The organism is Paenibacillus sp. FSL H7-0323, assembly GCF_038002725.1.
GTDB classification, from domain to species: Bacteria; Bacillota; Bacilli; order Paenibacillales; family Paenibacillaceae; genus Paenibacillus_AQ; species Paenibacillus_AQ odorifer.
In genome coordinates this window covers 4,320,835-4,344,833 of sequence record NZ_JBBODB010000001.1, presented here as the reverse complement: position 1 = coordinate 4,344,833, position 23,999 = coordinate 4,320,835, and the positions used below count along the sequence as shown (strand labels likewise).

General features: G+C 45.6%; 14 protein-coding genes and 1 riboswitch. Of the genes, 8 read left to right on the top strand and 6 right to left on the bottom strand.

The window, feature by feature from the left end; all coding sequences use genetic code 11:
• Window positions 1-2: 2 nt before the first annotated feature.
• The 3 genes from gcvPB to gcvT all read right to left on the bottom strand — a co-directional run bounded on the left by gcvPB (window position 3) and on the right by gcvT (window position 4,031).
• Window positions 3-1,463, bottom strand: a complete 1,461-nt coding sequence (gene gcvPB / locus MHH89_RS19745; protein WP_076279168.1) for an aminomethyl-transferring glycine dehydrogenase subunit GcvPB — start codon at window positions 1,461-1,463, stop codon at window positions 3-5.
• On the bottom strand, window positions 1,460-2,812 hold the full coding sequence (gene gcvPA / locus MHH89_RS19740) for an aminomethyl-transferring glycine dehydrogenase subunit GcvPA (protein ID WP_076282450.1): 1,353 nt from the start codon (window positions 2,810-2,812) through the stop codon (window positions 1,460-1,462). The genes gcvPB and gcvPA overlap by 4 nt, the downstream gene beginning before the upstream one ends.
• Before the next feature lie 106 nt (window positions 2,813-2,918).
• A complete protein-coding gene (gene gcvT, locus MHH89_RS19735) occupies window positions 2,919-4,031 on the bottom strand; it encodes a glycine cleavage system aminomethyltransferase GcvT (protein WP_076282451.1) in 1,113 nt (370 codons plus the stop codon).
• Between the two features lie 186 nt (window positions 4,032-4,217).
• A riboswitch (glycine riboswitch) is annotated at window positions 4,218-4,316 on the bottom strand.
• Window positions 4,317-4,542: 226 nt separating this feature from the next.
• Between gcvT and gcvH the strand changes: the two genes are divergently transcribed.
• On the top strand, window positions 4,543-4,935 hold the full coding sequence (gene gcvH, locus MHH89_RS19730) for a glycine cleavage system protein GcvH (RefSeq protein ID WP_036678614.1): 393 nt from the start codon (window positions 4,543-4,545) through the stop codon (window positions 4,933-4,935).
• Window positions 4,936-5,362: 427 nt separating this feature from the next.
• On the opposite strand, the gene MHH89_RS19725 is transcribed toward gcvH, so the two are convergent.
• Together MHH89_RS19725 and MHH89_RS19720 are read right to left on the bottom strand one after the other, a co-directional pair.
• Window positions 5,363-6,193, bottom strand: a complete 831-nt coding sequence (locus tag MHH89_RS19725; protein ID WP_076282452.1) for a flagellar motor protein MotB — start codon at window positions 6,191-6,193, stop codon at window positions 5,363-5,365.
• Window positions 6,190-6,972 carry a flagellar motor protein gene (locus MHH89_RS19720; protein WP_076282453.1) on the bottom strand — a complete coding sequence of 261 codons (783 nt, stop codon included), beginning with the start codon at window positions 6,970-6,972 and terminating at the stop codon, window positions 6,190-6,192. The genes MHH89_RS19725 and MHH89_RS19720 overlap by 4 nt, the downstream gene beginning before the upstream one ends.
• 179 nt (window positions 6,973-7,151) lie before the next feature.
• On the opposite strand from MHH89_RS19720, the gene uvrB reads away from it, so the two are divergent.
• From uvrB to galU, 7 genes are all read left to right on the top strand, one after another.
• Window positions 7,152-9,143 (top strand): excinuclease ABC subunit UvrB, encoded by a 1,992-nt coding sequence (gene uvrB / locus MHH89_RS19715; protein ID WP_036678623.1) that lies wholly within the window; start codon window positions 7,152-7,154, stop codon window positions 9,141-9,143.
• A 449-nt stretch (window positions 9,144-9,592) separates the two neighbouring features.
• On the top strand, window positions 9,593-12,466 hold the full coding sequence (uvrA, locus tag MHH89_RS19710) for an excinuclease ABC subunit UvrA (RefSeq protein ID WP_076137311.1): 2,874 nt from the start codon (window positions 9,593-9,595) through the stop codon (window positions 12,464-12,466).
• A gap of 971 nt (window positions 12,467-13,437) precedes the next feature.
• Window positions 13,438-13,647, top strand: coding sequence for a DUF2759 family protein (locus tag MHH89_RS19705; protein WP_036678627.1), 210 nt, complete (start codon window positions 13,438-13,440; stop codon window positions 13,645-13,647).
• 128 nt (window positions 13,648-13,775) lie between these two features.
• Window positions 13,776-14,873: a S1C family serine protease gene (locus MHH89_RS19700; protein WP_076220611.1), complete on the top strand. Its 1,098-nt coding sequence runs from the start codon at window positions 13,776-13,778 to the stop codon at window positions 14,871-14,873.
• Window positions 14,874-14,900: 27 nt separating this feature from the next.
• Window positions 14,901-16,814 carry a stalk domain-containing protein gene (locus tag MHH89_RS19695; RefSeq protein WP_340033747.1) on the top strand — a complete coding sequence of 638 codons (1,914 nt, stop codon included), beginning with the start codon at window positions 14,901-14,903 and terminating at the stop codon, window positions 16,812-16,814.
• Window positions 16,815-17,394: 580 nt separating this feature from the next.
• Window positions 17,395-19,917, top strand: a complete 2,523-nt coding sequence (locus tag MHH89_RS19690) for a U32 family peptidase (RefSeq protein ID WP_076282455.1) — start codon at window positions 17,395-17,397, stop codon at window positions 19,915-19,917.
• Between the two features lie 322 nt (window positions 19,918-20,239).
• The gene (galU, locus tag MHH89_RS19685) at window positions 20,240-21,127 is read left to right on the top strand and encodes a UTP--glucose-1-phosphate uridylyltransferase GalU (protein WP_076099650.1); all 888 of its coding nucleotides are present in this window, start codon (window positions 20,240-20,242) and stop codon (window positions 21,125-21,127) included.
• Between the two features lie 72 nt (window positions 21,128-21,199).
• On the opposite strand, the gene MHH89_RS19680 is transcribed toward galU, so the two are convergent.
• Window positions 21,200-23,953, bottom strand: coding sequence for an O-antigen ligase family protein (locus MHH89_RS19680; protein ID WP_076310020.1), 2,754 nt, complete (start codon window positions 23,951-23,953; stop codon window positions 21,200-21,202).
• Between the last annotated feature and the right edge of the window lie 46 nt (window positions 23,954-23,999).

Here is a 23,999-nt window from a genome sequence, read left to right as displayed (position 1 = left end):
TATTAACCGCAAGAACAATTCAAAACCGGCTTACGCGCAGCCTGTGTCTCATCCAAACGGCTAATCTCTGTAGTATGCGGTGCGTTGATTACGATTTCCGGTGTCTCCTGTGCTTCTTTAACGATCTGAATCATCGTATCGATGAAACCGTCTAGCGTTTCTTTACTTTCGGTTTCCGTCGGCTCGATCATCATGCATTCCTCAACAGTCAGAGGGAAGTACACGGTTGGCGGGTGGTAGCCGAAGTCGAGCAATCGTTTAGCAACGTCTAAGGTGCGCACGCCATATTGCTTGAGGTTTTTGCCGGACATAACGAATTCATGCTTACATACACCCGGATATGGGATTTCAAAATACGGCGCCAGACGGTGCATCATATAGTTCGCATTCAGCACAGCATTTTCGGATACCTCACGCAGTCCGTCTGGACCATAGGTGCGGATATAGGCATAGGCACGAACCAGAATACCAAAGTTTCCATAAAAAGCTTTCACGCGTCCAATAGATTCAGGACCACCGAAGTGAAGTGAGAAGCTGCTATCTTCATTCTTCACCACAGTAGGTTGTGGTAGGAATGGAATCAAGATGGATTTTACGCCGACTGGTCCGGCTCCAGGGCCGCCACCGCCATGTGGGGTGCTCATTGTCTTATGCAAGTTCAGATGCACAACGTCAAAGCCCATGTCGCCAGGTCGGGTAATGCCCATAATGGCATTGGAGTTGGCTCCATCGTAATAGAGTAAGCCCCCTGCTTCATGCACGATCTCAGCAATCTCGACGATTTGGGTCTCGAACAAGCCGAGTGTGCTTGGGTTAGTCAGCATTAGTGCGGCTGTGTCGCTACCGACGGCTGCCTTCAGTGCTTCAAGATCGACCATTCCTTTATCTGTGGAAGGGATCGTGATCGTTTCAAGTCCTGCTGCTGAGGCACTAGCAGGATTGGTTCCGTGCGAGGAATCCGGCACGATAACCTTAGTGCGGGTCTCGCCGCGACTTTCATGGTAGGCGCGGATCATCATGAGGCCGGTCCATTCACCATGCGCACCTGCGGCAGGCTGTAAGGATACAGCATCCATGCCCGTCAGCGCGGACAGATCATTTTGCAGGGTATACATTAATTCCAGTGCGCCTTGAATACTTTCTTCCGGTTGGTAGGGATGAATTTTGGCGAAGCCGGAGAAGCGGGCAACATCTTCGTTAATCTTCGGATTGTATTTCATCGTGCATGAACCGAGTGGATAGAAGCCATTGTCTACACCAAAGTTACGACGTGAAAGAGAAGTGTAGTGGCGAATGACATCCACTTCCGATACTTCTGGAAGTACGACGGGTTCGCTACGGAGTAAACCTGATGGAATCAGAGACTCCAAGGTTTCTTCCTGTGGTACATCGCATAGTGGCAAAGAATAGGCCGAACGGCCGGGACGGCTTAATTCAAAAATTAGACTTTGCTCCGGTTTCATAAACAGCCCTCCAGTGCGCTAGCGAATTGGTCGATTTCGGTTTTGCTTCTTTTTTCCGTTACGGCAACCAGCATATGTCCAGCAAGTTCAGGATAATCACGACCCAGATCATAACCGCCGAGATAACCGTCCTTCAGCAGCTTAGAATTAATAGCGGTCACGCTGCTGCCTTCAGGAAGCTTCACAACAAATTCGTTAAAGAATGGGGAGGAGAAGGCAAGTTCAGCACCTGTTAGTCCGCTAAGTTTATTAGCAGCGTAATGGCTTTTGCGAATATTTAGTTCGCCTACGTCACGCATGCCTTCTTTGCCCATAACGGACAAGTAGACGGATGCGCAGAGAGCCAGCAGTGCCTGATTGGAGCAGATATTCGATGTCGCTTTTTCACGACGAATATGCTGTTCACGCGCTTGAAGTGTAAGAACGAAGCCACGTTTACCGTTACGGTCTACCGTTTGGCCAACGATCCGGCCTGGCATGCGGCGCATCAGGTGATCAGCTACGGCAAAGAATCCGCAAGTTGGACCCCCGAGAGAAGCTGGAATACCGAGTGGCTGAGCATCACCGACTACGATGTCGGCTCCAAGTTTGCCCGGAGTTTCAAGTACACCAAGAGCTATTGGGTTGGCGCTGACTACAAGAAGACCTTTAACCGCGTGAATCAGCGGCTCAACCGAGCGAAGATCCTCAATGCTGCCGAAGAAGTTAGGCGATTGCACCAGTACTGCGGCAGTATCACCATCGATAGCTTCAGCAAGTTTAGCTTGATCGGTAACACCGTCTTTATAGTCAATCTCCACCACCTCCAGACCCCAAGCATTAGCCGAAGTACGTAGCACTTGGCGAGCCTCAGGATGAACGGTACGGGAGACGATTAATTTTTTGCGTTTGGTAGCACCAGCCGCGAGAACCGCTGCTTCGGATAAAGCTGTAGCGCCATCATACATACTGGCATTGGCAACTTTCATACCGGTTAGTTCGCAAATGTAGGATTGGAATTCGAAGATCGCTTGCAGCTCACCTTGGCTGATCTCCGGTTGATAAGGAGTGTAGGCAGTGTAGAATTCAGAACGGGAAATGACATGGTTGATGACCACAGGGATGTGATGATCGTATAATCCGGCGCCGAGGAAGCTGGCGTGAGAATCAAAGTCGGCATTTTGGTCAGCCAAACCTTTCATGTGGCGCAGCAGGGCGTATTCATCGAGTGGTTCAGACATCGGCATAGTGCCTTGGTAACGTACCGCTTCAGGAATATCGGAGAACAGCTCATCTATAGACTGAATCCCGACGGTCTCCATCATCTCTACGCGGTCCTGTTCTGTCATGGGCAGATAACGGTGCTTCATTAAGGTTTCACTCCTTGGCTTTTTTAAAATATAAGAAAGTACAATTTTCACGCTATACTTTATCCTTCTATTTCTCGCTTAAAAGCTCACCGTCCTTATATGGACGCTAAAGGCGTTTATACTTGTAAAAAGGGGCCTTAATCACTACAGCCTTAAGCTGCTTACCGCGTATCTCCACGTAAACCTCTGTGCCTATTTCACTGTAAGCAGCATCAATCAAAGCCAACCCCAGGTTACGTTTCAGCGTAGGGGACTGCGTTCCGGTTGTGACCTCACCAATCTTAACCCCATCTGCCCAAACAGGATAATGGGAGCGTGGAATGCCTCGATCAATCATTTCTAGGCCGACAAGGCGACGGGGAATGCCAGCTTCTTTTTGCTGTATTAGTGCATCGCGTCCGATAAAGTCTATTTTGTCCAGCTTCACGAAGAACTGTACTCCTGCTTCAAGCGGGGTGATGTCAGCAGATAGCTCCTGACCGTACAATGGTAATTTCGCCTCAAAACGCAGGGTATCCCGTGCACCCAGTCCAGCAGGTGTTAATCCGTGGGGCGCGCCTGCTGCAAGCAGTCCGTTCCATAACGTTTCTGCACCTTCCAGCGGAGCGTAAATCTCGAAGCCATCTTCACCGGTATAACCCGTACGGGAGATAAGTACCTCTACACCGCAAACGGTAGCGCGTTCGATGAAATGGAAAGACTTGAGTGCTGAAATAGGGGCATCAGTAACTTCCGCGAGAATGGTCTCTGCCAGAGGACCCTGCAAGGCGAGCAAAAGCGTCTCGTCAGAGACATTAGTGAGCGTGACTTCGCCGAATTCAGAGGTCAAATGCTCTTGCAGCCACTGGAAGTCCTTGTCGATGTTGGAGGCATTAACGACGAGCATATAACGCCCTTCGCTTAGGCGATACACGAGTAGATCGTCGACAACTCCGCCATTTGGATAACAGAGCAGCGTATATTGTGCCGCACCATCCGTGAGGCGGCTGACATCATTGGTTGTCATTTTTTGCAAAAAGGCTTCTGCACCGCTCCCAATCACCATGAATTCACCCATATGCGAGACATCGAACAGCCCAGCCTGCTGGCGAACGGCTTCGTGCTCTTTCACGATACCTGTAAACTGTACTGGCAGCTCCCAGCCACCGAAGTCAATGCACCTGGACTCCGCATAAGCGGAATAGAGATCATAAAAAGGTGTTCTTCTCAAAGCATCCATGTCGTCACTCCCCTTGATCTGATTACATACGAAAAAAGGACAGGCAGAAGCAATCATGCATAAATGCACAAATCGCTTTCTGCTCTGTCCGTTGTACCTGAGAGTTACCCTGCCGTAACTAGCTTGCAGGTTTCCCCGTTGGTGATCTGACGCATCTAGCCTTGCGTCTGATGCTCTCCAGAGATACGTCCGACAAAGGTCCTTTTGCCTGAGAGATTCACCCCTGTTAGGGCTTACTCCTTCGGCGCCGTCTTCAAGTGAGACAGTCTCTCCCTATGCCATCATCCGCAATTATATTTCTTCGAGAAACGGTTATTGTCTATAAAAAGACGACAACGTCATTTCTTCTTGTATGTCTCCATTAAACGGGTATAGTCGGGCGCTGTCAACAAGAAAACGTCGAAAAAATGACAAATTTAAATTTCCTGTTAGTAATATTGACATTGTGAGCCGGGATAACTTAGGCTATAACTAAATTTAGAACTCCAAATTGGAAATGAGGCGGCTTGAAATGAGTGAAGTATTAGACAACCTTCTTTACAGCGAAGAGCATGAATGGGCACAGCAAGTAGAAGGACGAGTAGTACGTGTTGGGATTACGGACCATGCTCAGCATTTATTAGGCGACATCGTATTTGTTGAGTTTCCTGAGGTAGGATCGACCATTTCGGCCGGTGACAGCGTAGGCAGTATCGAATCCGTTAAGACGGTATCGGAGTTGTATTCGCCCGTCTCTGGGACGGTTACCAAGGTGAATGATGGATTAGAAGCTAGTCCGGAGCTTATCAATGATCAGCCGTATGGCGGGGGTTGGATTTTTGAGATTGAAGTTGATGGAGAGTATGCTGATGCTGTAAAAGGTCTGTTAGATGCAGCTGGTTATAGCGCGTTAGTTGCTGAATAATTGGAAATCGGGGACGGAAAATAGTCTGATCAAGTGTGATATTTTTAGCAGCAAGTTTCTGTGATTCGGGGACTTGCTGTTTGTGTTTCTTATGTGGATTGTGCGAGTATTCGTAAACCCAATCGAGTGGTTTGAGGGTCTAGTGGAGTATGGAATTAGGGAAAACCTCCCTCATTTTAGACGATTATAGCGTGAGAGTTAGGGTTTTAGGGAATTCCTCCCTATCATCTCGGTAAAACCACTATTTCAGACTAAAAAGAGTAATAATCAGGGAGAAATTCCCTCATTCCGCGATTGGATACGATAATAGGTGAATAATCAGGGAGGTTTTCCCTAATTAAATTGGATGAAGTCCCTTGTAAGCTCAATGTGGTAATTGCAAAGGCCCCTGCCGCCGAACTTAGCTCTGAGCGCAAGCAACTATATTTTATTCCACCTCTTGAAGCTGTCGAAGTACAATGATCTCTACGCGTCGATTTTTCTGTTTGCCTGCTACCGTAGTATTATCTGCTGTTGGTCGGGTATCGGCATAACCTGCATATTGAAAAGTGTCCGGGTTCAGTCCTTCATTATCTAAGAAAAAGCGCAGCACAGAAAGCGCGCGAGCACCCGATAGCTCCCAATTGTCGTTATAACGTGAAGCTGATGACACTGGTGTATTATCCGTATGTCCTTCAATGCTGATCGTTGCTCCGATATCTTTGAATAAGCCAGACAACTGCTGAAGAGCAGGAAGGGCTGGTGACTTCACATCTGCTTTACCCACATCAAAAAGAAAACGGTCGCTGAGCGTGATTTCTATGCCCTGCGGTTTGTCGGCTACAAATATTTGTTCACCGAGTTTATTCTCCTCCACATAGTGGGTGATCACACCCATTAACTCAGCAAGCTTCGCCTCTTGTTCTCGAAAAGCCAACTCCCGTGCTGAAGGTGTTTCATTCTCCGTTTGTTCATCAGAACCGTCATTTGGTTTTGCAGTTGCGTTCGCATTCCCATCTGTACTCTCTGGTTTGTTGTCAGGGGTCTTTCCAGCATCTAAAATACCATCCCCGCCTTCAAGAACAGTGCTGCTCGACTTGAAAGTCTGGGATAAAGAGCCGGTCACGATATTATATTTGTCAGTGTCCAGGCTGCTCATCGCATACAATATAACGAAAAATATAAGTAAAAGTGTAATTAGATCAGCGTAAGTAATCATCCAACGATCACGGCTTTCTCGATTCTCTACCCGCCGTTTGCGCCGGTCTCTTTGTCTCATATAAAACCTCTTGCTTCTGCACGGTCATCTGTGGTGGTGTCTGAAATGAAGGAGTTCAGTTTTTTACGCACCAGCAGCGGATGATCCCCGTTCTGTAGAGAAAGAATGCCTACTAGCAGCATCTCCATGCTATGCAGCTCACTTTGGCTGCGGGATTTGATTTTGGAAGCAATGGGTAAAAATATTAGATTAGCGATGGCTACTCCGTACAGTGTTGCAGTGAACGCTACTGCGATAGAGGTACCTAGATTTGATGGGTCCGTAAGGTTGCCCAGTACCCTAATGAGTCCCATAACTGTACCGATGATCCCCATCGTTGGAGCATATCCGCCAGCGGCTTCAAAAATCTTGGCGTAGCTTTCATGCTTCAATTCTTTCGCATCCATTTCCAATTCCAAAATCTGTATTACCTGCTCAGGGTCAGTGCCATCGACGATAAGCAACAGTCCTTCGCGTGTAAAAGGATCAGGATGCAGTTCCGCTTGTTTTTCGAGCATTAAAACGCCGCCGCGGCGGGCCACTGTGGCCATTGCGATAAGCTCTTCTGCTTTCTCTTCATCACGTTCAGGATTGCGGCCAAAAGCCATGCGCAGAGCGGCGGGAATGGAGCGTAGCTTAGCTGCCGGGAAGCTGATCATTACGGCGGCAATCGTACCTCCAAATACAATCAAAGCTGCATTAAGCTGCAGCAGTCCGGAAAGGCTTCCGCCTTCCCAGAGGTAGCCGCCGATTAGCGCAGCCAGTCCGGCCACTAGGCCGATTATTGCGGTAATATCCATGCTTCAAGCTCCTAACATTTCTGTGTATTATGGTTTGCATCGATCTAAGCAACACTGTATAATGAACGGGAACACATATTCTTATCTTCCATATTTTTTACTGTCGTATGGAGAGAGAAGATTCAGACAACAATTATAATATATTAATCTAGTTTAGACGATAGAGGGGAGACGGGCAAATGAGTGATATTGTCGTCAGTACGAAGACTTTTGAATTGGAGTCCGAGTATACACCCCAGGGCGATCAGCCTCATGCCATAGATGAATTACTACAAGGCATCCGGCAGGGTAAGAAGCACCAGACGCTGCTGGGAGCGACAGGTACAGGGAAGACCTTTACTGTCGCGCAAGTTATTTCCAAATTAAATCGCCCCACGCTGGTTATTGCGCATAACAAGACACTGGCTGCCCAGCTGGCAAGTGAGTTTAAGGAGTTTTTCCCGAATAATTCGGTAGACTATTTCGTCAGCTACTACGACTATTACCAACCAGAGGCGTATATTCCCTCCTCCGATACTTATATTGAGAAAGATTCCAGTATTAACGAAGAGATTGATAAACTTCGCCACTCCGCGACAAGCTCCTTGTTCGAACGGCGTGACGTTATTATTGTAGCGAGTGTGTCTTGTATTTACGGTCTCGGTTCACCAATGGAATACGGAAGCTTGCTGTTGTCCTTGCGGGTTGGGATGGAGAAACCGCGCAATGAGATTCTGAGCAGACTGGTGGATATTCAATACCAGCGCAATGATATCAATTTTGTACGCGGAACATTCCGCGTACGTGGTGATGTGGTTGAGATCTTCCCAGCCTCTCAGGGTGAACATGCGATTCGTGTTGAATTGTTTGGGGATGAGATTGAGCGGATCACTGAAATAGATGTTTTAACGGGCGAATTGATCGGTGAACGCGATCATGTCGCCATTTTTCCGGCTTCTCACTTTGTTACCAAGGAAGAAACGATGCGTGTAGCAATAGTCAATATTGAACGGGAGCTAGAAGAGCGGCTGACCGTGCTTCGTGACGCAGGCAAGCTTCTGGAAGCGCAACGTTTGGAACAACGGACACGTTACGACATTGAAATGATGAAGGAAGTGGGTTTCTGTTCGGGGATCGAGAACTATTCCGGGCCACTAACCTTCAGGGAACCGGGAGCAACTCCATATACGTTAATGGATTATTTTCCTGATGATATGTTAATCGTCGTAGATGAATCCCATGTTACCCTTCCGCAAATTCGGGCGATGTATAACGGTGACCGGGCGCGTAAAACAGTGTTGGTAGAGCATGGTTTCCGTCTGCCTTCTGCACTGGATAACCGTCCGCTTCAGTTCGAAGAGTTCGAAGATAAAGTAAACCAGATCATTTACGTTTCCGCGACACCTGGACCTTATGAAATGGAACACTGCGAAACTATGGTGCAGCAGATTATCCGTCCGACTGGTCTATTGGATCCAATCATCGAGGTCCGTCCTACAGAAGGTCAGATTGATGATCTGATTAGCGAAATCCGTGACCGGGTTGAACGCGATGAACGTGTACTCGTTACCACTTTGACGAAGAAGATGTCGGAGGATCTGACAGACTACTTTAAGGAAATCGGGATTAAGGTTCGTTATATGCACTCTGACATCAAGACGCTGGAACGGATGGCGATCTTGCGGGATCTTCGTCTCGGTACGTTCCATGTACTGGTAGGGATTAACCTCCTGAGAGAAGGTCTCGACTTACCGGAGGTATCTTTAGTTGCAATTCTCGATGCCGATAAAGAAGGGTTCCTTCGTTCCGAACGTTCACTAATTCAGACGATTGGCCGTGCGGCTCGTAACTCTGAGGGTCGTGTAATCATGTATGGTGATCGGATCACTGATTCGATGGAGAAGGCGATGAGCGAAACATCGCGCCGTCGCGCCATTCAGATTGCCCATAATGAGAAACATGGCATCACCCCAACCACTATTAATAAAAAAGTGCGTGACATCATCGAGGCAACGAAGGTTGCTGAGTCTAAAGCTGATTATCTCACAGGTGTTGGTGGCAAGATGAATAAGAAAGAAAAACAAAGTCTGATCCAGCGTCTGGAAGCTGAAATGAAGGACGCTGCCAAGAACCTGCAATTCGAACGCGCGGCAGAGCTACGCGACGCATTGCTGGAGCTTCGGGCTGAGTAATAAACTATTAATGTATCACCGATATTTAAAATAGGTATTGAACGGTGCTGTCCTAGACCGTTCTTTTTGAATCAATAGAGGGTCGCGTATCCCGCGATGTTTATGACACTTATGCGTATTCGCAGGGACAGCACCATGCAATGAACTTGGCACTTATGCGTATCCCGCAGGGACAGCACCATGCAACGTTTATGACAGTTGCATGTACCTGTCTTTAGTTAGTGCGCTAACGTCCAAGCGGTCCCGTAGGGATAAGCGCTCTGAGCATTGTAGTCACTAAGTTACGTCCCACCATACTCCTTCTCCAGAAAATGCGGGTGTCCAGAGGGTGCAACCCTTGGGGCCCTCCCTTGGAAGGGAGGGTTTGGGAGGGATCGAAAGGCTTTGAAAAGGCTTTGAGAATATTTTGAAATAAAGTTGAAATAGTTTTTTTAAAAGGAGAGGTTCCGTTGGCGAACGAAAATATTGTAATTAAAGGCGCGAGGGCGCACAATCTCAAAAACATCGATGTGACGATTCCACGTGACCGTTTCGTCGTGCTGACGGGACTTAGCGGCTCAGGTAAATCATCGCTTGCATTTGATACGATTTATGCTGAAGGACAACGGCGTTATGTTGAATCTTTGTCGGCTTATGCACGTCAGTTTTTGGGACAAATGGAGAAACCAGATGTGGATTCGATTGATGGTTTGTCCCCGGCGATATCTATAGATCAGAAGACAACAAGCCGGAACCCACGCTCCACGGTAGGTACAGTTACGGAGATTTATGACTATTTGCGGCTGCTCTTTGCACGTATTGGTCATCCCCATTGCCCAGAGCATGGCATTGAGATTACCTCCCAGACCGTTGAACAGATGGTAGACCGGATTATGCAGTATCCAGAGAAAACTCGGTTACAGATCCTGGCGCCAATCATTTCAGGACGTAAAGGTGAGCATAAAGGACTTTTCACAGATATCTCTAAGCAAGGCTTCGTACGTGTGCGTGTGGACGGGGAGCTAAGAGATCTGTCAGAGGATATTGAACTAGAAAAGAATAAAAAACATACAATAGAAGTTGTGGTAGACCGGATCGTTGTTAAAGACGATGTGGAGACCCGGCTGACGGATTCACTGGAGACGGCGCTTAAGCTTTCGGGCGGTAAAATCCTTGTGGATATCATCGGCCAGGAAGAGCTGCTTTTCAGCTCTAACTTTGCTTGTCCAATTTGTGGTTTTAGTATTGAAGAGTTGGCACCACGGATGTTCTCTTTCAACAGTCCGTTTGGAGCTTGTACAGAGTGCGATGGACTTGGCATGAAGATGGTGGTCGATCCAGACCTGCTTATTCCTGATGCTGAGAAATCCATTGAAGAAGGTGCTTTTTTAGCTTGGACTGGAAGTACTTCTAATTACTATCCGCAATTTCTGAAGTCGGTTTGTGAACACTTTAAAATCCCTCAGAACGTTCCGGTAAGCAGTCTGACACCTGATCATATGAATAAATTACTGAATGGTACAGGCAGTGAGAAGGTCCGCTTCCGTTATGAAAATGATTTCGGTCAAAAGAAAGATGCGATGGTTGCTTTTGAAGGGATTATACCTAACCTCGAGCGGCGTTACCGTGAAACTGCTTCGGATGGTATTCGTGAATTTATCGAAGGATTTATGAGTGCTAAGCCATGTCATGTATGTAAAGGTAAACGTCTGAAAAAGGAAATATTAGCTGTGACTATCAATGATCATAATATTTCTGATGTTACGGACCTTTCAATAGGAGACTGTCAGCATTGGTTTGAAGAGATAAAATTGAGCGAAAAAGAAACAGCCATCGCCAATCTCATTTTAAAAGAGATCTGCAATCGGCTTGGATTCCTTGTGAATGTAGGCTTGGATTATTTGACGCTTAGCCGTGCAGCGGGTTCGCTTTCCGGTGGTGAGGCGCAGCGTATTCGGTTGGCTACTCAGATCGGTTCAAGTCTCATGGGTGTATTGTACATTCTGGATGAGCCAAGTATTGGTTTGCATCAACGAGATAATGATCGCCTGATCTCTACGCTTGCGCATATGCGTGATTTAGGCAATACGCTGATTGTTGTAGAGCATGACGAAGACACGATGATGGCAGCGGATTACATTATTGATATTGGTCCGGGCGCAGGTATTCATGGTGGACAAGTTATGGCTCAAGGGACGCCAGAAGAGATTATGAAAGATCCGAATTCATTAACGGGTGAATATTTAAGCGGACGTAAATTTATTCCGGTTACCGCTAAACGCCGTCCTACCGATGATCGCTGGGTAGAAATACGTGGTGCTAAAGAAAATAACCTGAAAAATGTGAATGTGAAGATTCCATTAGGTGTATTTACAGCGGTGACAGGTGTATCGGGTTCCGGTAAATCCTCGCTTATCAACGAGATTCTTTACAAGAGTTTGGCACGGCAGTTGAATAAGGCTGTGAAGGTGCGTCCTGGTCAGCATAAAGAAATTCGTGGACTAGAAAATCTCGATAAGGTTATTGAAATCGATCAGTCGCCAATCGGCCGGACACCGCGTTCCAACCCAGCAACCTATACAGGTGTATTTGATGACATCCGTGACCTGTTCTCCAAGACAAATGAGGCTAAGGTACGTGGTTTCCAAAAGGGACGCTTCAGCTTTAACGTAAAAGGCGGACGTTGTGAAGCTTGCCGTGGAGACGGGATCATTAAGATTGAGATGCACTTCTTGCCGGATGTGTATGTCCCTTGCGAAGTATGTAAGGGCAAACGGTATAACCGGGAAACACTAGAAGTGAAATATAAAGGCAAAAACATTTCAGATGTGTTAGAGATGACGGTAGAGGACGCAACAGAGTTTTTTGTAAATATCCCGCGTATCCATCGTAAAATGCAAACATTGATGGATGTAGGACTTGGGTATATTAAGATTGGTCAACCGGGAACCACTTTATCCGGTGGTGAAGCACAGCGGGTAAAATTGGCTTCTGAGCTCTACCGTCGCAGCACGGGTAAAACACTTTATATTTTGGATGAGCCTACAACAGGCCTGCATGTAGATGACATTGGTCGTCTGCTTGAGGTATTGCATCGTTTGGTGGATTCCGGAGAATCGGTTCTTGTTATTGAACATAATCTGGATGTAATCAAGACAGCGGATTATATCATCGATATGGGACCGGAAGGTGGTAGCGGCGGTGGTACCGTCCTGGCAACAGGGACACCGGAGAAGATCATTACAGTCACAGAGTCTTACACAGGTAAGTATCTGAAGCCGGTTCTGATTCGTGATACAGAGCGGACCGAAGCGCTTATGCTTGAGACGGCGGAAACCCTCTAAATAAACGGTAAGTAATATAACCTATGTATAATAAGGCCTCGGTATCTTGCCGGGGCTTTTATTGTAGGTTGTAAGCAATAATTTTCACAGGGAAAATATCTAACAAATAACAACGAACAGCTAATCTCGTCCTCTAGAATGGAGTCAAGGCCATTTAAGGCGTGGTAGGATTATCCGGTAATTATACGAAAGACGGCTCATAGATATATGATGTGATATTTCTAGCAAAAGTTATACGAATTCTATAGAAAAAATGGATTTAATAATAGGCAAGATAGGCATATGTAGGACATGTTCGTAGTAAGATTCAATGAGGAGTATTCTGTTGATAGGGTTAACGGGTAAGTGATTAACATTAGGGTCAAAAGTTCCTTGAAAACCGAATAATTAATCCTTCATATCACTCTATCAAATAACTGTTTATTAGATTAGGGAAAACCTCCCTGAAAACCTGAGTTTTTAGATCATAAAAGGTGAAATCCGGGAAAACCTCCCTAATTATCGGGTGAATTTACTCATATAGCCGGTTTTCTAATGATTTTTAGGGAGGAATTCCCTGATAATCGATCAATTTTAGGGAATATTTCCCTAATTCATTAAAACCCTAACTTTCGAGCCTAGAATGTTAAGTTCTAAGTTCTAAGTTCTAAGTTCTAAGTTCTAAGTTCTGAATTCCAATTCCAATTCACTGCTCAATTTATCTCATCTCTAAAGCAGTTAACGGACTTTCTATTGTAAACGTTCACGACGAAAGAGTTGATTGGGCTCACAACGTTTCCCTAAGCACACCCAATTGTCAGTGATCAATCTCATCGTTATTACGGATTTTGCAGGGATAAAATATATTTTTTACGACAAATACATAATTTTTCTACAAAACCTATTGCATCGCCCAAATGGTAGCGATAACATAGAAGGTGATATGGGGATTACTGGATCTTGCTTGACAACATTTTTGAGGAGGTAAGGTTATGCTGCTTGCAGAAGTTGCCGCGCAAGGACCGTCTAAATTTCATACCTTTGATGTGTTTATGATTTTATTTACCATCTTGATTTTGGTCGGGGTTGTTCGACTATTGAAAGCTCCCCAGAAGAACAAATTTGCCATTGGTTTTGGAGCCGTTAGTTTGCTGGTTTTTGTGATCTCTGACTATGCCATGGTGATGCATTGGTTAAGTTAATGAAAGAACTAAATTGAACAGCTTTGCACCAAAAGACTCCTTTAACGCCATGGGCGCATTGAAGGCGTCTTTTTTCAAATAATATAATGTAAAATTTATCCATGAGCAAAGAGAGGGTCTGGTGAGGAATGAGGAGTGTTGGGGAGAAGCTGGTGAAGAAAGGATTAGGTCTATTACTGTGCGGCGTAGTGCTGTCGGGAGTATGGAGTCAGTCGGTGTTTGCTTTTGATAGTACTAGTAAGGTGGTTAGTAAAGCAGCGGCAGAAGATCCGATACCTGGAATTATTAAAAGTATCACTCCTTCTGTTGTGGGCATTATCGGCAAAGACGAGAGTGGCGGGAATAGTGGCCCGGATGATCGGTACAATCTGACGCATGGCTCCGGCATCATTGTGAAATCGAACGGATGGATTGTAACCAATGCTCATGTAATCAAGGATCTGCAAAATGCCATAGTAGTCACTTCGGACTCCAAAACCTACAGCGTTAAAGAAACCTATCTGGATGAAGTTAGTGATCTGGCGCTGATCAAAATTAATGCCACCCATTTAAAGCCCGCCAAGTTTATTCCAGCGAATAGCAAAACAGTGGTTGGGGAGAAGGTTATTGCTATCGGAACACCGATTAGCTTTTCTCTACGAAACTCAGCGACTGTAGGCGTTATAAGTGGTCTTAACCGTGAGGTAGATGCGGCTTATCGTCTTATCCAGAGTGACACTGCGATTAATCCCGGAAACAGCGGAGGGCCGCTTGTAAATATGAAAGGTGAGGTGCTGGGAATCAACAGCCTGAAATACTCAGCGGTGGGTGTGGAAAATATGGGGTTTTCGATTCCAGCGAATACTGTGCAGTATATTATCAACCAGCTTTTAAAATATGGTGAGGTACAGCATCCGAGTCTAGGGCTAGAGCTGGAGGCGAGCTGGTCTACGATTGTGGGATTGCCAACGCTGGACCCGCTGTCCGTCACTAAGGTGGTGTCTTCAGAAGCGCTCAAGTCAGGGGTTGTTGAAGGGGACGTCTTGTATAGCATCGACGGGCATCGTGTGGTCTCACTAGTTGATATTAATGAATTGTTCAAAAGCTACCTGCCGGGAGCAACTGTGCGGCTGGTTATGCAAAGCGATGGGGATATCGTCGTCCGTAAACTCGTGCTCACTCAAGGTGATCCGTTGTTAAGCGGAGATGATTATGAAACGGATGGGGACGAGCACGCGGATGAGTGATCAGCAAACAGGAGAGGGGGACGGTAAATGGGCTTTAAAATTTTAAAACAAGGATTTTGTGCGATGCTGGCCTTATTACTGCTATTTTCTATATTACCCATACAAACAGCATTAGCTTCACAAGGAGATAAGCTACAGCTGAGTCTAAAAGTTGGCAGTACTTCAGCTACGGTGAATGGTAAGAAGGTGGCTATCGAGCGGCCTTATACGGAGAATGGAACGGTTATGGTCCCGCTTGGGGTTTTTAAAAAGACGTTTGGCAGCACTGTTTCCTTAGAGCAGAACAATGTTGTAAAAGTAACCTATGGTGCTCATTCAGGGGTGATGACGATTGGGAGTGATATCGCTTGGAAGGATGGGATCAAAGTTAAACTGGGCTCAGCGCCCCGGATGGTTTCAGACGTGCTGATGGTACCGCTACGTTTTGTAGCTGATGTGTTAGGTGCGACTCTCTCTCAAGGGAGTGGGGGTGAGCTAATGGTTACCCTAGTTCCTGTAGACAATGAAGAAGATACGCCAAAGGATACTGGGATTGACAGCGATGTTGGTAAGACTCAAATTGGAAACAGTTATTTTCAATGGACACTGAATTATCCCTCTGGGCTGATTGCTGGAAATAGCGGTGGAGATGAAAGTGTGGCTACCTTTTCAAGTGCGGACAATCTATATTATGTGGAGATTCATGTAAGTGACCATGCGGTTGCGGTGGATGCGGATGGGCTGCTGGAACAGCTGGTTCGGGAGGTCGAGGCAGGTGGGGAGTTGATATTGGATCGGGAGTCGTTCCCCAAAGCCGCGGTACCTTATGCTAGATTGATCAGTAAAGATTCCAGTGGAGCGCTCTGGGAAAGCAGACTGTTATATGCTGAAGGTCGACTCTACGAGATTTATTTGACGGATAACAAAGCAGTTAATTATAAGGATTTTGCTAAATATACAGGATTACTTAACTCTTTCCAGCCTTCTTTTGATACTAAAAGCAAAAAAATCCGTGATCTTTCTACGGTGAAAAGTGGATTGCGAGACGCGTATAATGAGGACTATGGGATTTCACTACAGGTTCCCGCAGATTGGAGTAAGGACGACCAGCATCTCTATTACGAGAGTAAGCAGGGAAGTCATCTGAGTGTGGCAGTTACCTCGGCACCTGCTGGTTCTACACTAGAGAGCTGGGCTGAAGATCTGAAAATGAAAACTAAAGAAAACTTTGTAGCGGATGCTTATATTCTGAAAGACAGCAACAAGTCGGAGATCTCGGGCGTATCCGCACAAATTAATGAGCTACAGCTAAATTACGGCAACGGTGTTACTACAGAATATCAAGCTCTCATACTCAAAAATGGGTATCGTTATTATTTTGAATATGTAACAGCTGCTGGGCAAGATGACGATAAGGCAAAATTCAAAGCCATCATATCCTCTATTGATATTGATTTTGATCTGCTGAAGGAGAACTTCGGGCGGCTCGCTAGTGATGATTATAAGACGCTCAAAAATAAGACATTAACCAAAGTATCCAAAACCTACGGTTATGCCATTGATATTCCAAGTTTATGGACACCTTATCAGGATATTTTTGAGACGCAGTCGATTGAATATCGGTTCAGCGGAGGACGTCTACAGATCAACTCAAAACCCGAGGGTTCAGTGGAGTATACAGTTAATGTGCTCAAAGATGCTTATCAAAATAAAAATAATGATCCCAAAGGCCCTCGTATAGAAGGTGTAGTGGAGTCTACCATTGCGGATGTCCCTGCTACGATCATAACTGCACATCAAATCAAAAATGGTATCCCTCTTCGCAGTAAGCAGGTTGTGTTTGGTAAAAATGATGTGGTCTACACGATTACCGTTACGCTGAATGATGCCAATGCCACTGCAGAACAGCAGGCTCTATTAGACAAGACACTACAATCGTTTCGGTTTACAGGCAGCAAGTAGTTAAAAGAGTACCAATGTCGTAGTTGACACACGAATAGAAGCGTGTAATTCAATCAGACGAAGAACGTCCCGGATGCCGATTTGGCTTGGGGCGTTCTTTTTTTGTATAAAGGGGGAAAAGGGATATGAGGTGTACGATTGGAATCGTTTGTCACAATTTATTGATATCGCTAGGTTCGGAGCCAATGTTATCCAAGTTGGGCATAATGTGAATAGCTAAAGGGTGGATTGATGTATTTGATACAACATTCTATCGTATGTCCCGTATGTCACGGAATTCCTAGTGAATTGTTGTAAATGTTGCAACTTTTTGTGCCGGTTGTCGATACTAGAGTGTGAGAATGATGCTTTATGTACAACATTTAGTTGTCGAAGCGCTGGATTAGGCAATAAAGTTGCATGTTCTACAACATTCATGGAGTAAAGTGCAATAGGCAAGAAGTCAGCTTCCTGACAGCATTATGACTTTTATTCTATATAAATGTTGGTAAACGCATAGCGCTCAAGTGTGATATTTGATACAATTATCAAGTTAATCAACTAGAAATGACCCGTCAAATGGCGGTTTGGGAGGATATAAATGAAAGAGCAACAAATACGCAGAGAAGACGTGGAGCTATTGGCACCCGCAGGTGATTGGGACTGCATGCGTGCAGCGGTAGCAAACGGAGCGGATGCTATCTTTTTTGGCGTAGAGAAGTTTAATGCACGGGCCAGAGCGAACAACTTTCGCATGGACGAGCTGTCGGAAATTATGGCGTTTTTGCATAGCTATGGTGTGAAGGGATTTTTGACCTTTAATATACTGGTTTTTGAAAATGAATTGTCTGATGCAAAAGAACTGATTGATGCGTGCGTGGATGCTGGCGTAGACGCAGTAATTGTACAAGATTTAGGTTTGGTCAAAATGATCCGCGAAATCTCACCGGATTTCCCGATTCACGGATCGACACAGATGACCATTACTTCGCCGGAAGCGGTAGAGTTTACTAAACCTTTCAGTTTGGAACGTGTGGTATTAGGTCGTGAGAACAATCTGAAACAAATTCGTACGATCGGGGAGCAAGCCCGCTTACCGATGGAAGTATTCGTACACGGTGCTTTGTGTGTTTCCTACTCAGGTCAATGTCTGACCTCTGAAATGTGGGGCGGACGTTCTGCCAACCGCGGTGAATGTGCTCAGGCTTGCCGCCTGCCTTATGATCTGATGGTGGATGGTGAGGTAAAACCTATGGGAGACGTAACTTATTTGCTTTCTCCTAAGGACCTGGCAGCAATTGATCTAATGCCTGAACTGATCGAGGCGGGTGTGACTTCTTTTAAAATCGAAGGCCGCCTCAAAAGCCCGGAATATGTAGCGAATGTAGTTAGTAAGTATCGTAAAGCGATTGATCGGTATTTTGAAGGCGATCTGTCTAAACCTTCGAAGGAGGAGGTGCGCGAGCTGCAACAAAGCTTCTCCCGCGGGTTTACACATGGTTTCCTGGATGGAACGAACAATAAGAAACTGGTAGACGGGACTTTCCCAAAAAGCCGTGGTGTATATTTAGGGACGGTTGAGCAAATTCTGCGTGACGGAGTGGTCTGCCGTATTCATGCACCGCTTAAGCGTGGGGACGGAATTGTTTTTGACGCTGGGGATCCAACGAAAAAAGAAGAAGGCGGTCGTGTCTACGACCTCCGTCGTAAAGGTGTGAAGCTGGAAGGCGAAGCCGGAGAAGGCTGGATCATCGACATCGTAGCCGGTCGTAATGATGTGGATCTTCGTCGTCTAAATGTCGGTGACCGCATTTGGAAGACAAATGACCCAGCGTTAGATAAGGCGCTGCGCCAGACTTATGAAACTGAAAAGCCGTACCGGGTATTTCCGGTACATGTTAGAGTGCAAGGCTGCGTCGGCGAGAAGCTGACGACTTGGTGGACGGACGTTCAGAAGAACGTTACCGTCCGTGTGGACTCGGAGCTCGCGCTGGAAGCCGCGCAAAAGCGTCCGATGGATACCGCGCTGCTGGAAGAACAATTCGGCCGCCTGGGCGGGACCGTGTTCCAGCTTGACGCGTTGGAGTCGCATCTGCAAGGCGACGTCATCGTCCCTATGCGCGAGCTGAACAGCATCCGCCGCCAAGCGGTGGAGCTGCTTGCGGGCGAGCGCCCGAAACCGCCCGTCTACGTGAAACGGGCGATCGAGGTTTACGGCGACGCCACCCGCAGGGGCGTCGCTCCGCAGCGCGCTGGTGAAGCGGAGCTCACCGCGCTGTGCCGCAGCCTGCCGCAGGTGCAGGCTGCGCTCGAGGCCGGCGTGAGAAACATCTACGCCGACTTCGAGTTTATCAAGCAGTTCCCGGCAGCGGTAGATGCGGTACGGGCTGCAGGGGCCAGCATAGCGCTGGCCACGCCGCGCATTCATATGCCGGGCGAGAACGGCTACCACGCGAATATTCTTCGCTTGCAGCCGGATGCTGTGCTCGTGCGTAATACAGGCGCGTTATATTATTATCTGCGCCGCCGCCAGGAGCAGCCGGATGCTGTGCATCCACGCCTGATCGGTGATTTCTCACTGAATATCGCCAATCATAAAGCAGTGGATTTGTTCCTTGAGGCTGGCTGTGACATAGTAACGCCATCCTATGACTTGAACATTCAACAGATGGTTGATCTGCTTGAACACAGTGATACGTCCCGGATGGAGGTTGTTATTCATCAGCATTTGCCGATGTTCCATACTGAACACTGCGTGTACTGTACCTTTATGAGTGAAGGCACAGACTATACGAACTGTGGTCGTCCTTGTGAAGAGCACCGTGCTTCTTTGCAAGACCGTATTGGAATGTCACATCCAGTTCGTGTGGATGAAGGCTGCCGTAATACCGTCTATAACGCTGTTGAGCAGTCTGGTGCGGAGTATCTGAATAATTTCCGTGACCTAGGAGTATCTTCATACCGTGTGGAGTTCTTGGAAGAGACACCAGAGCAAGTGGCTGAGGTAATTAGCCTCTACAGCCGCGCTCTGCGTGGTGAAATCTCTGGTACACAGGTATGGAAGAGCCTAAAGGCTACTAACCAACTTGGTGTAACGCGTGGGCAATTGGTGAACGCGAAGTAATAAGAGTTAAGAGTTAAAGATAAGGGCTAAGTAACTACCAGGTAGATGCTGGTATTGCTTAGCCCTTTTTTCGGAATTGATCTCGTCCTCACCCTAATTTGCATATACTAAATAGTAGTATATTATAGGGTCAGCCAAGTATTTAAAATAGCAATAATTGATTATAATTCCTGCCCTCTTATTTCATTGGAATAGATATACAAATATAACAAACACTCTGACATAAATGTGCTGTAACTGCTATAATTGAAAGAAATATGCCATTTTAGGGTACTTACAGATATGTAATTGAAAAGAGTATACGATAGAAGGAGTTAATGTGATGAAGATCCGTAAAGCGATTATTCCCGCCGCAGGTCTCGGCACTCGTTTTTTACCTGCAACTAAAGCAATGCCTAAAGAAATGCTACCGATTGTAGATAAACCAACGATCCAATATATTGTTGAAGAAGCAGTCGCTTCCGGGATCGAGGATATTATTATTGTAACGGGGAAAGGCAAACGTGCGATTGAGGACCACTTTGATAACTCATTTGAACTGGAATTTAACTTGGCTGAGAAGCAGAAGTGGGAGTTGCTTGAATCCGTTCGCAAATCTTCTGAAATGGCTGATATCCATTATATCCGCCAAAAAGAGCCAAGAGGTCTCGGACATGCGATTTGGTGTGCACGTAAATTCATAGGAAACGAACCGTTTGCTGTCCTACTCGGCGATGATATTGTTGAAGCGGACAAACCGTGCCTCAAACAGATGATTGACATATATGACGAGTACAAATCTTCTATTGTCGGTGTCCAACCTGTCCCGTGGGAGGAAGTATCACGGTATGGTGTTGTAGATGGTTCTCCTTTGGCGGAACGTGTCTACAAGGCAAATCGTCTAGTAGAGAAGCCGAAGAGAGAAGAGGCTCCTTCTAATTTAGCGATTTTAGGACGATACATCTTAACCCCACGTATCTTCGATATGCTTGGAGAACAGCAGGTGGGTGTAGGTGGAGAGATCCAACTTACTGATGCGATAGCACGTCTAAGCGAGGTTGAACGAATTATTGCCTATGACTTTGAAGGTAAACGTCATGATGTGGGTGAGAAAATGGGCTTTATCCAGACTACCATTCATTATGCACTTCAACACGAGGAACTTAAAGATGACCTGCTTCGTTATATGAAAGAGCTTGTCGAGAGCGAAGCAGCTAAGGTCGGGCTATAAGTAAATCTCATATATCGAAAAAAGGCGCGCCACTGTAATTACAGTGGCGCGCTTTTATGGTTTCATTCTTTTTTAAAATTGTGAATTTGTAATGGCCTCAACTTGTGCTGCTTCCGCAGGATCAGCTGCGATCAGCGAATCGTATAGTGCCTGATCCTCGCCACCAGTTTTCGCCAGTGCAGCAAGGTACCAACGAGCAATCTCACGATTGGTTGCATCAGCGAAATCTTGGCTTAAGGCTGTTTTTAAGATGGAGGCTGCAATTTGTATCTTTCCAGACATATATTGCATTTTCCCTACCTTCAGTGTCACATCCGGAGTAAATATCTTCGAAGGATCATTATCCGCAAGTACATGATCGTAGGCCAAAAGCCCAATAACAAAGCCAGCTTTCATGTTTTCTATTCTATCTTCATCATCTTGTTGTGCGTAAGCTGCCTGCCCCAAATCAAATGAACGGCTGATGAGTGAACTGTACCAATTTATATCCCATGGAGTTTCACTGTTCATAATATCCGTGTAATTAGCATCTGAATTAAGCTTGAGAGTGGCTGTAGCCTCATCCTTTTGTCCAGCCAAGAGCTGCATCTTGCCAACATTTATCGCAATCGTTGGTGTTACGGAGAACGGACGCCCTTGTAATTGTTCAGGTGGAAGTGTCTTCAGATGTTCAATCCCAGCTAGAACGTGGTTATATGCTTCAAGCTCTTCTGCGAAGTACTTCTCTTTCTTAACTTCATCCTTTTGATTAAGTGCTTGCTGACCTAAGGTAAAGGAACGGCTGATGAGAGTATCATACCAATTAATATCCCAATTGAACTTATCAGCATTCTCGAGGTAAACATTGTATGCAAGGTCACTTTGACCCTTTAAATCATAGTAGCCCGCCATTTGAGCTAAAAGATATTTGTTGTAAGGTTCATCTTTTAGCGCTCGAGTTAATACGTTATTTGCTTCAACAAGAAATTGCTCATCTTGCGTTTGTTTGAATACCGTCATATCCATGGCAGATAAAGAGATAGCTGATTCAGGATGATTAGGGCGGGTTTTTAAAGCTTTAACCAACGGCGCTTTAATTTCTTCATATGAAGTGCTCACTCTAATTAGATTCTTACCCTTTAGAGCAGCATTACTGGATCCAATATAGCTGATCGAAAGGAATAACAAGAATACAGTACCGATTGTGAGAGCTGCGAAATACCCAAGCCGAATACCGGCTTTATTCCAATTTTTTCGTAACTTTTTGCTGTCCATCACAACTGCCATCCCAGCTAGTCCAAGGAAGACGAGTATCCCCATAAAGGCATAACTCATGTTGAAATCAAGTAAACTGTGCACAAGAATCGATAAAGCAATGATTAGATAGAAGAAGCCATTCTCAAAATCATTTTTATCCCGTTTTACATACCCGCGAATATACTTATAGAAAATATACAGAATGAAACCCATAAATACGATAAAACCAAGAATCCCAACCTCGATTAAAAATTGAAGAAAGAAGTTGTGCACCTGGCGGCTAGTATAAGGGTTATTCTGATAATGTTCATATAGTGAGGACCAGCCTCCACCACCAGCACCAAGGATTGGATAATCCTTCACTACCTTCATGGCATCTTTATAAAAAGTAATCCGTTCAAGTACACTATGTTGTTGGAAATTGATATTTTCAAGACGAGTCTCCATATTATCTGGCAAGATGCTTTTTGCACTTGTACCGATAAGTAAGAAAGCTACAATAGCTACTAGAGCAACAGATCCGAGTGGGATCCAAAGGCCTGTCCGTTTACGTGACGACCAATTCTCTAGTTTTGCATACAACCATGGAGCGACAAAACGCTGAATGACCCAAGATAGGCCAGCTACAACTAGTGAAGCTCCTAATAGATATGCCCAACCTTTTAAAGCGGAAGAAGAAGTGAAATTTGCGTTTAACTCTATTCCTAGATTAGTTACGGGTGTCGTAATGAGCAAAGATACAATTCCAGCAACTCCTAGATGCAGAATCCAAAGGATTTGCTGTGCAGGTTTTAGGAATAGAAGCAGAAGTATGAATACTACAGGTAGCAAGACTAAGCCACCGCGAGATAAAGTTAACAAGATCGACACAATGATGGGCACTAACATAAAGCCATGGGTCAAGGTTCCATACCATTTTTTAGAGCGAATAAGCGCGAATATTGCTACAAAGAGAAAAGCCATTAAGAATGCAGCGTATGTATTCGCATACTGAAAGATCGAAGTCAGACGAAGGCCATTAGAGTCAGTCATAACTGCATCTAAATAGATATCATTTCTTACGGTGTTTGAGAACCAGCCTACCAGAGCACCAGCTAATTTACTGCTGCCTAGCCAATTTAAGAGTCCAAAACCTACTATAAAATACGCAATCGCCATTATAGCATTTTGAATGACAACATTTACTTGCTTTTGCTTCAAGAGATAAAAGGCTATAATGAAGACTGCAACATACATGCTCTGAATAAACAGCATATTCATCGACGTATAATGCGAAACTGCGACAAACAATGATAAAGCGTAGGTCAGGGGCAGTAATATAGAAGCAGAAGCTACTAAGTCCCTCTGTTCATCAATTTTGAATTTTTTGTAGTATAAGCCAAGGCATACTAGCAGCAAAAGGCCGCTTAGTAATGAAGATACATAAATTGGCTTCTCGAAGTCTAATTGCTGTCCGTTAAATAATCCCACTTGAAATGGGGCCCAACACAAAAATAAAATGAAAGCAACAACCAATGCCCATATCGGACTAGCTATCTTTTCAACATTTCTCGACTGAGCGGCGTTTTTACCGTATACTGGTTTCGACACGTTATAATCTCCTTTTCCTGTAGGTACGACAATATTTTAGCATAAT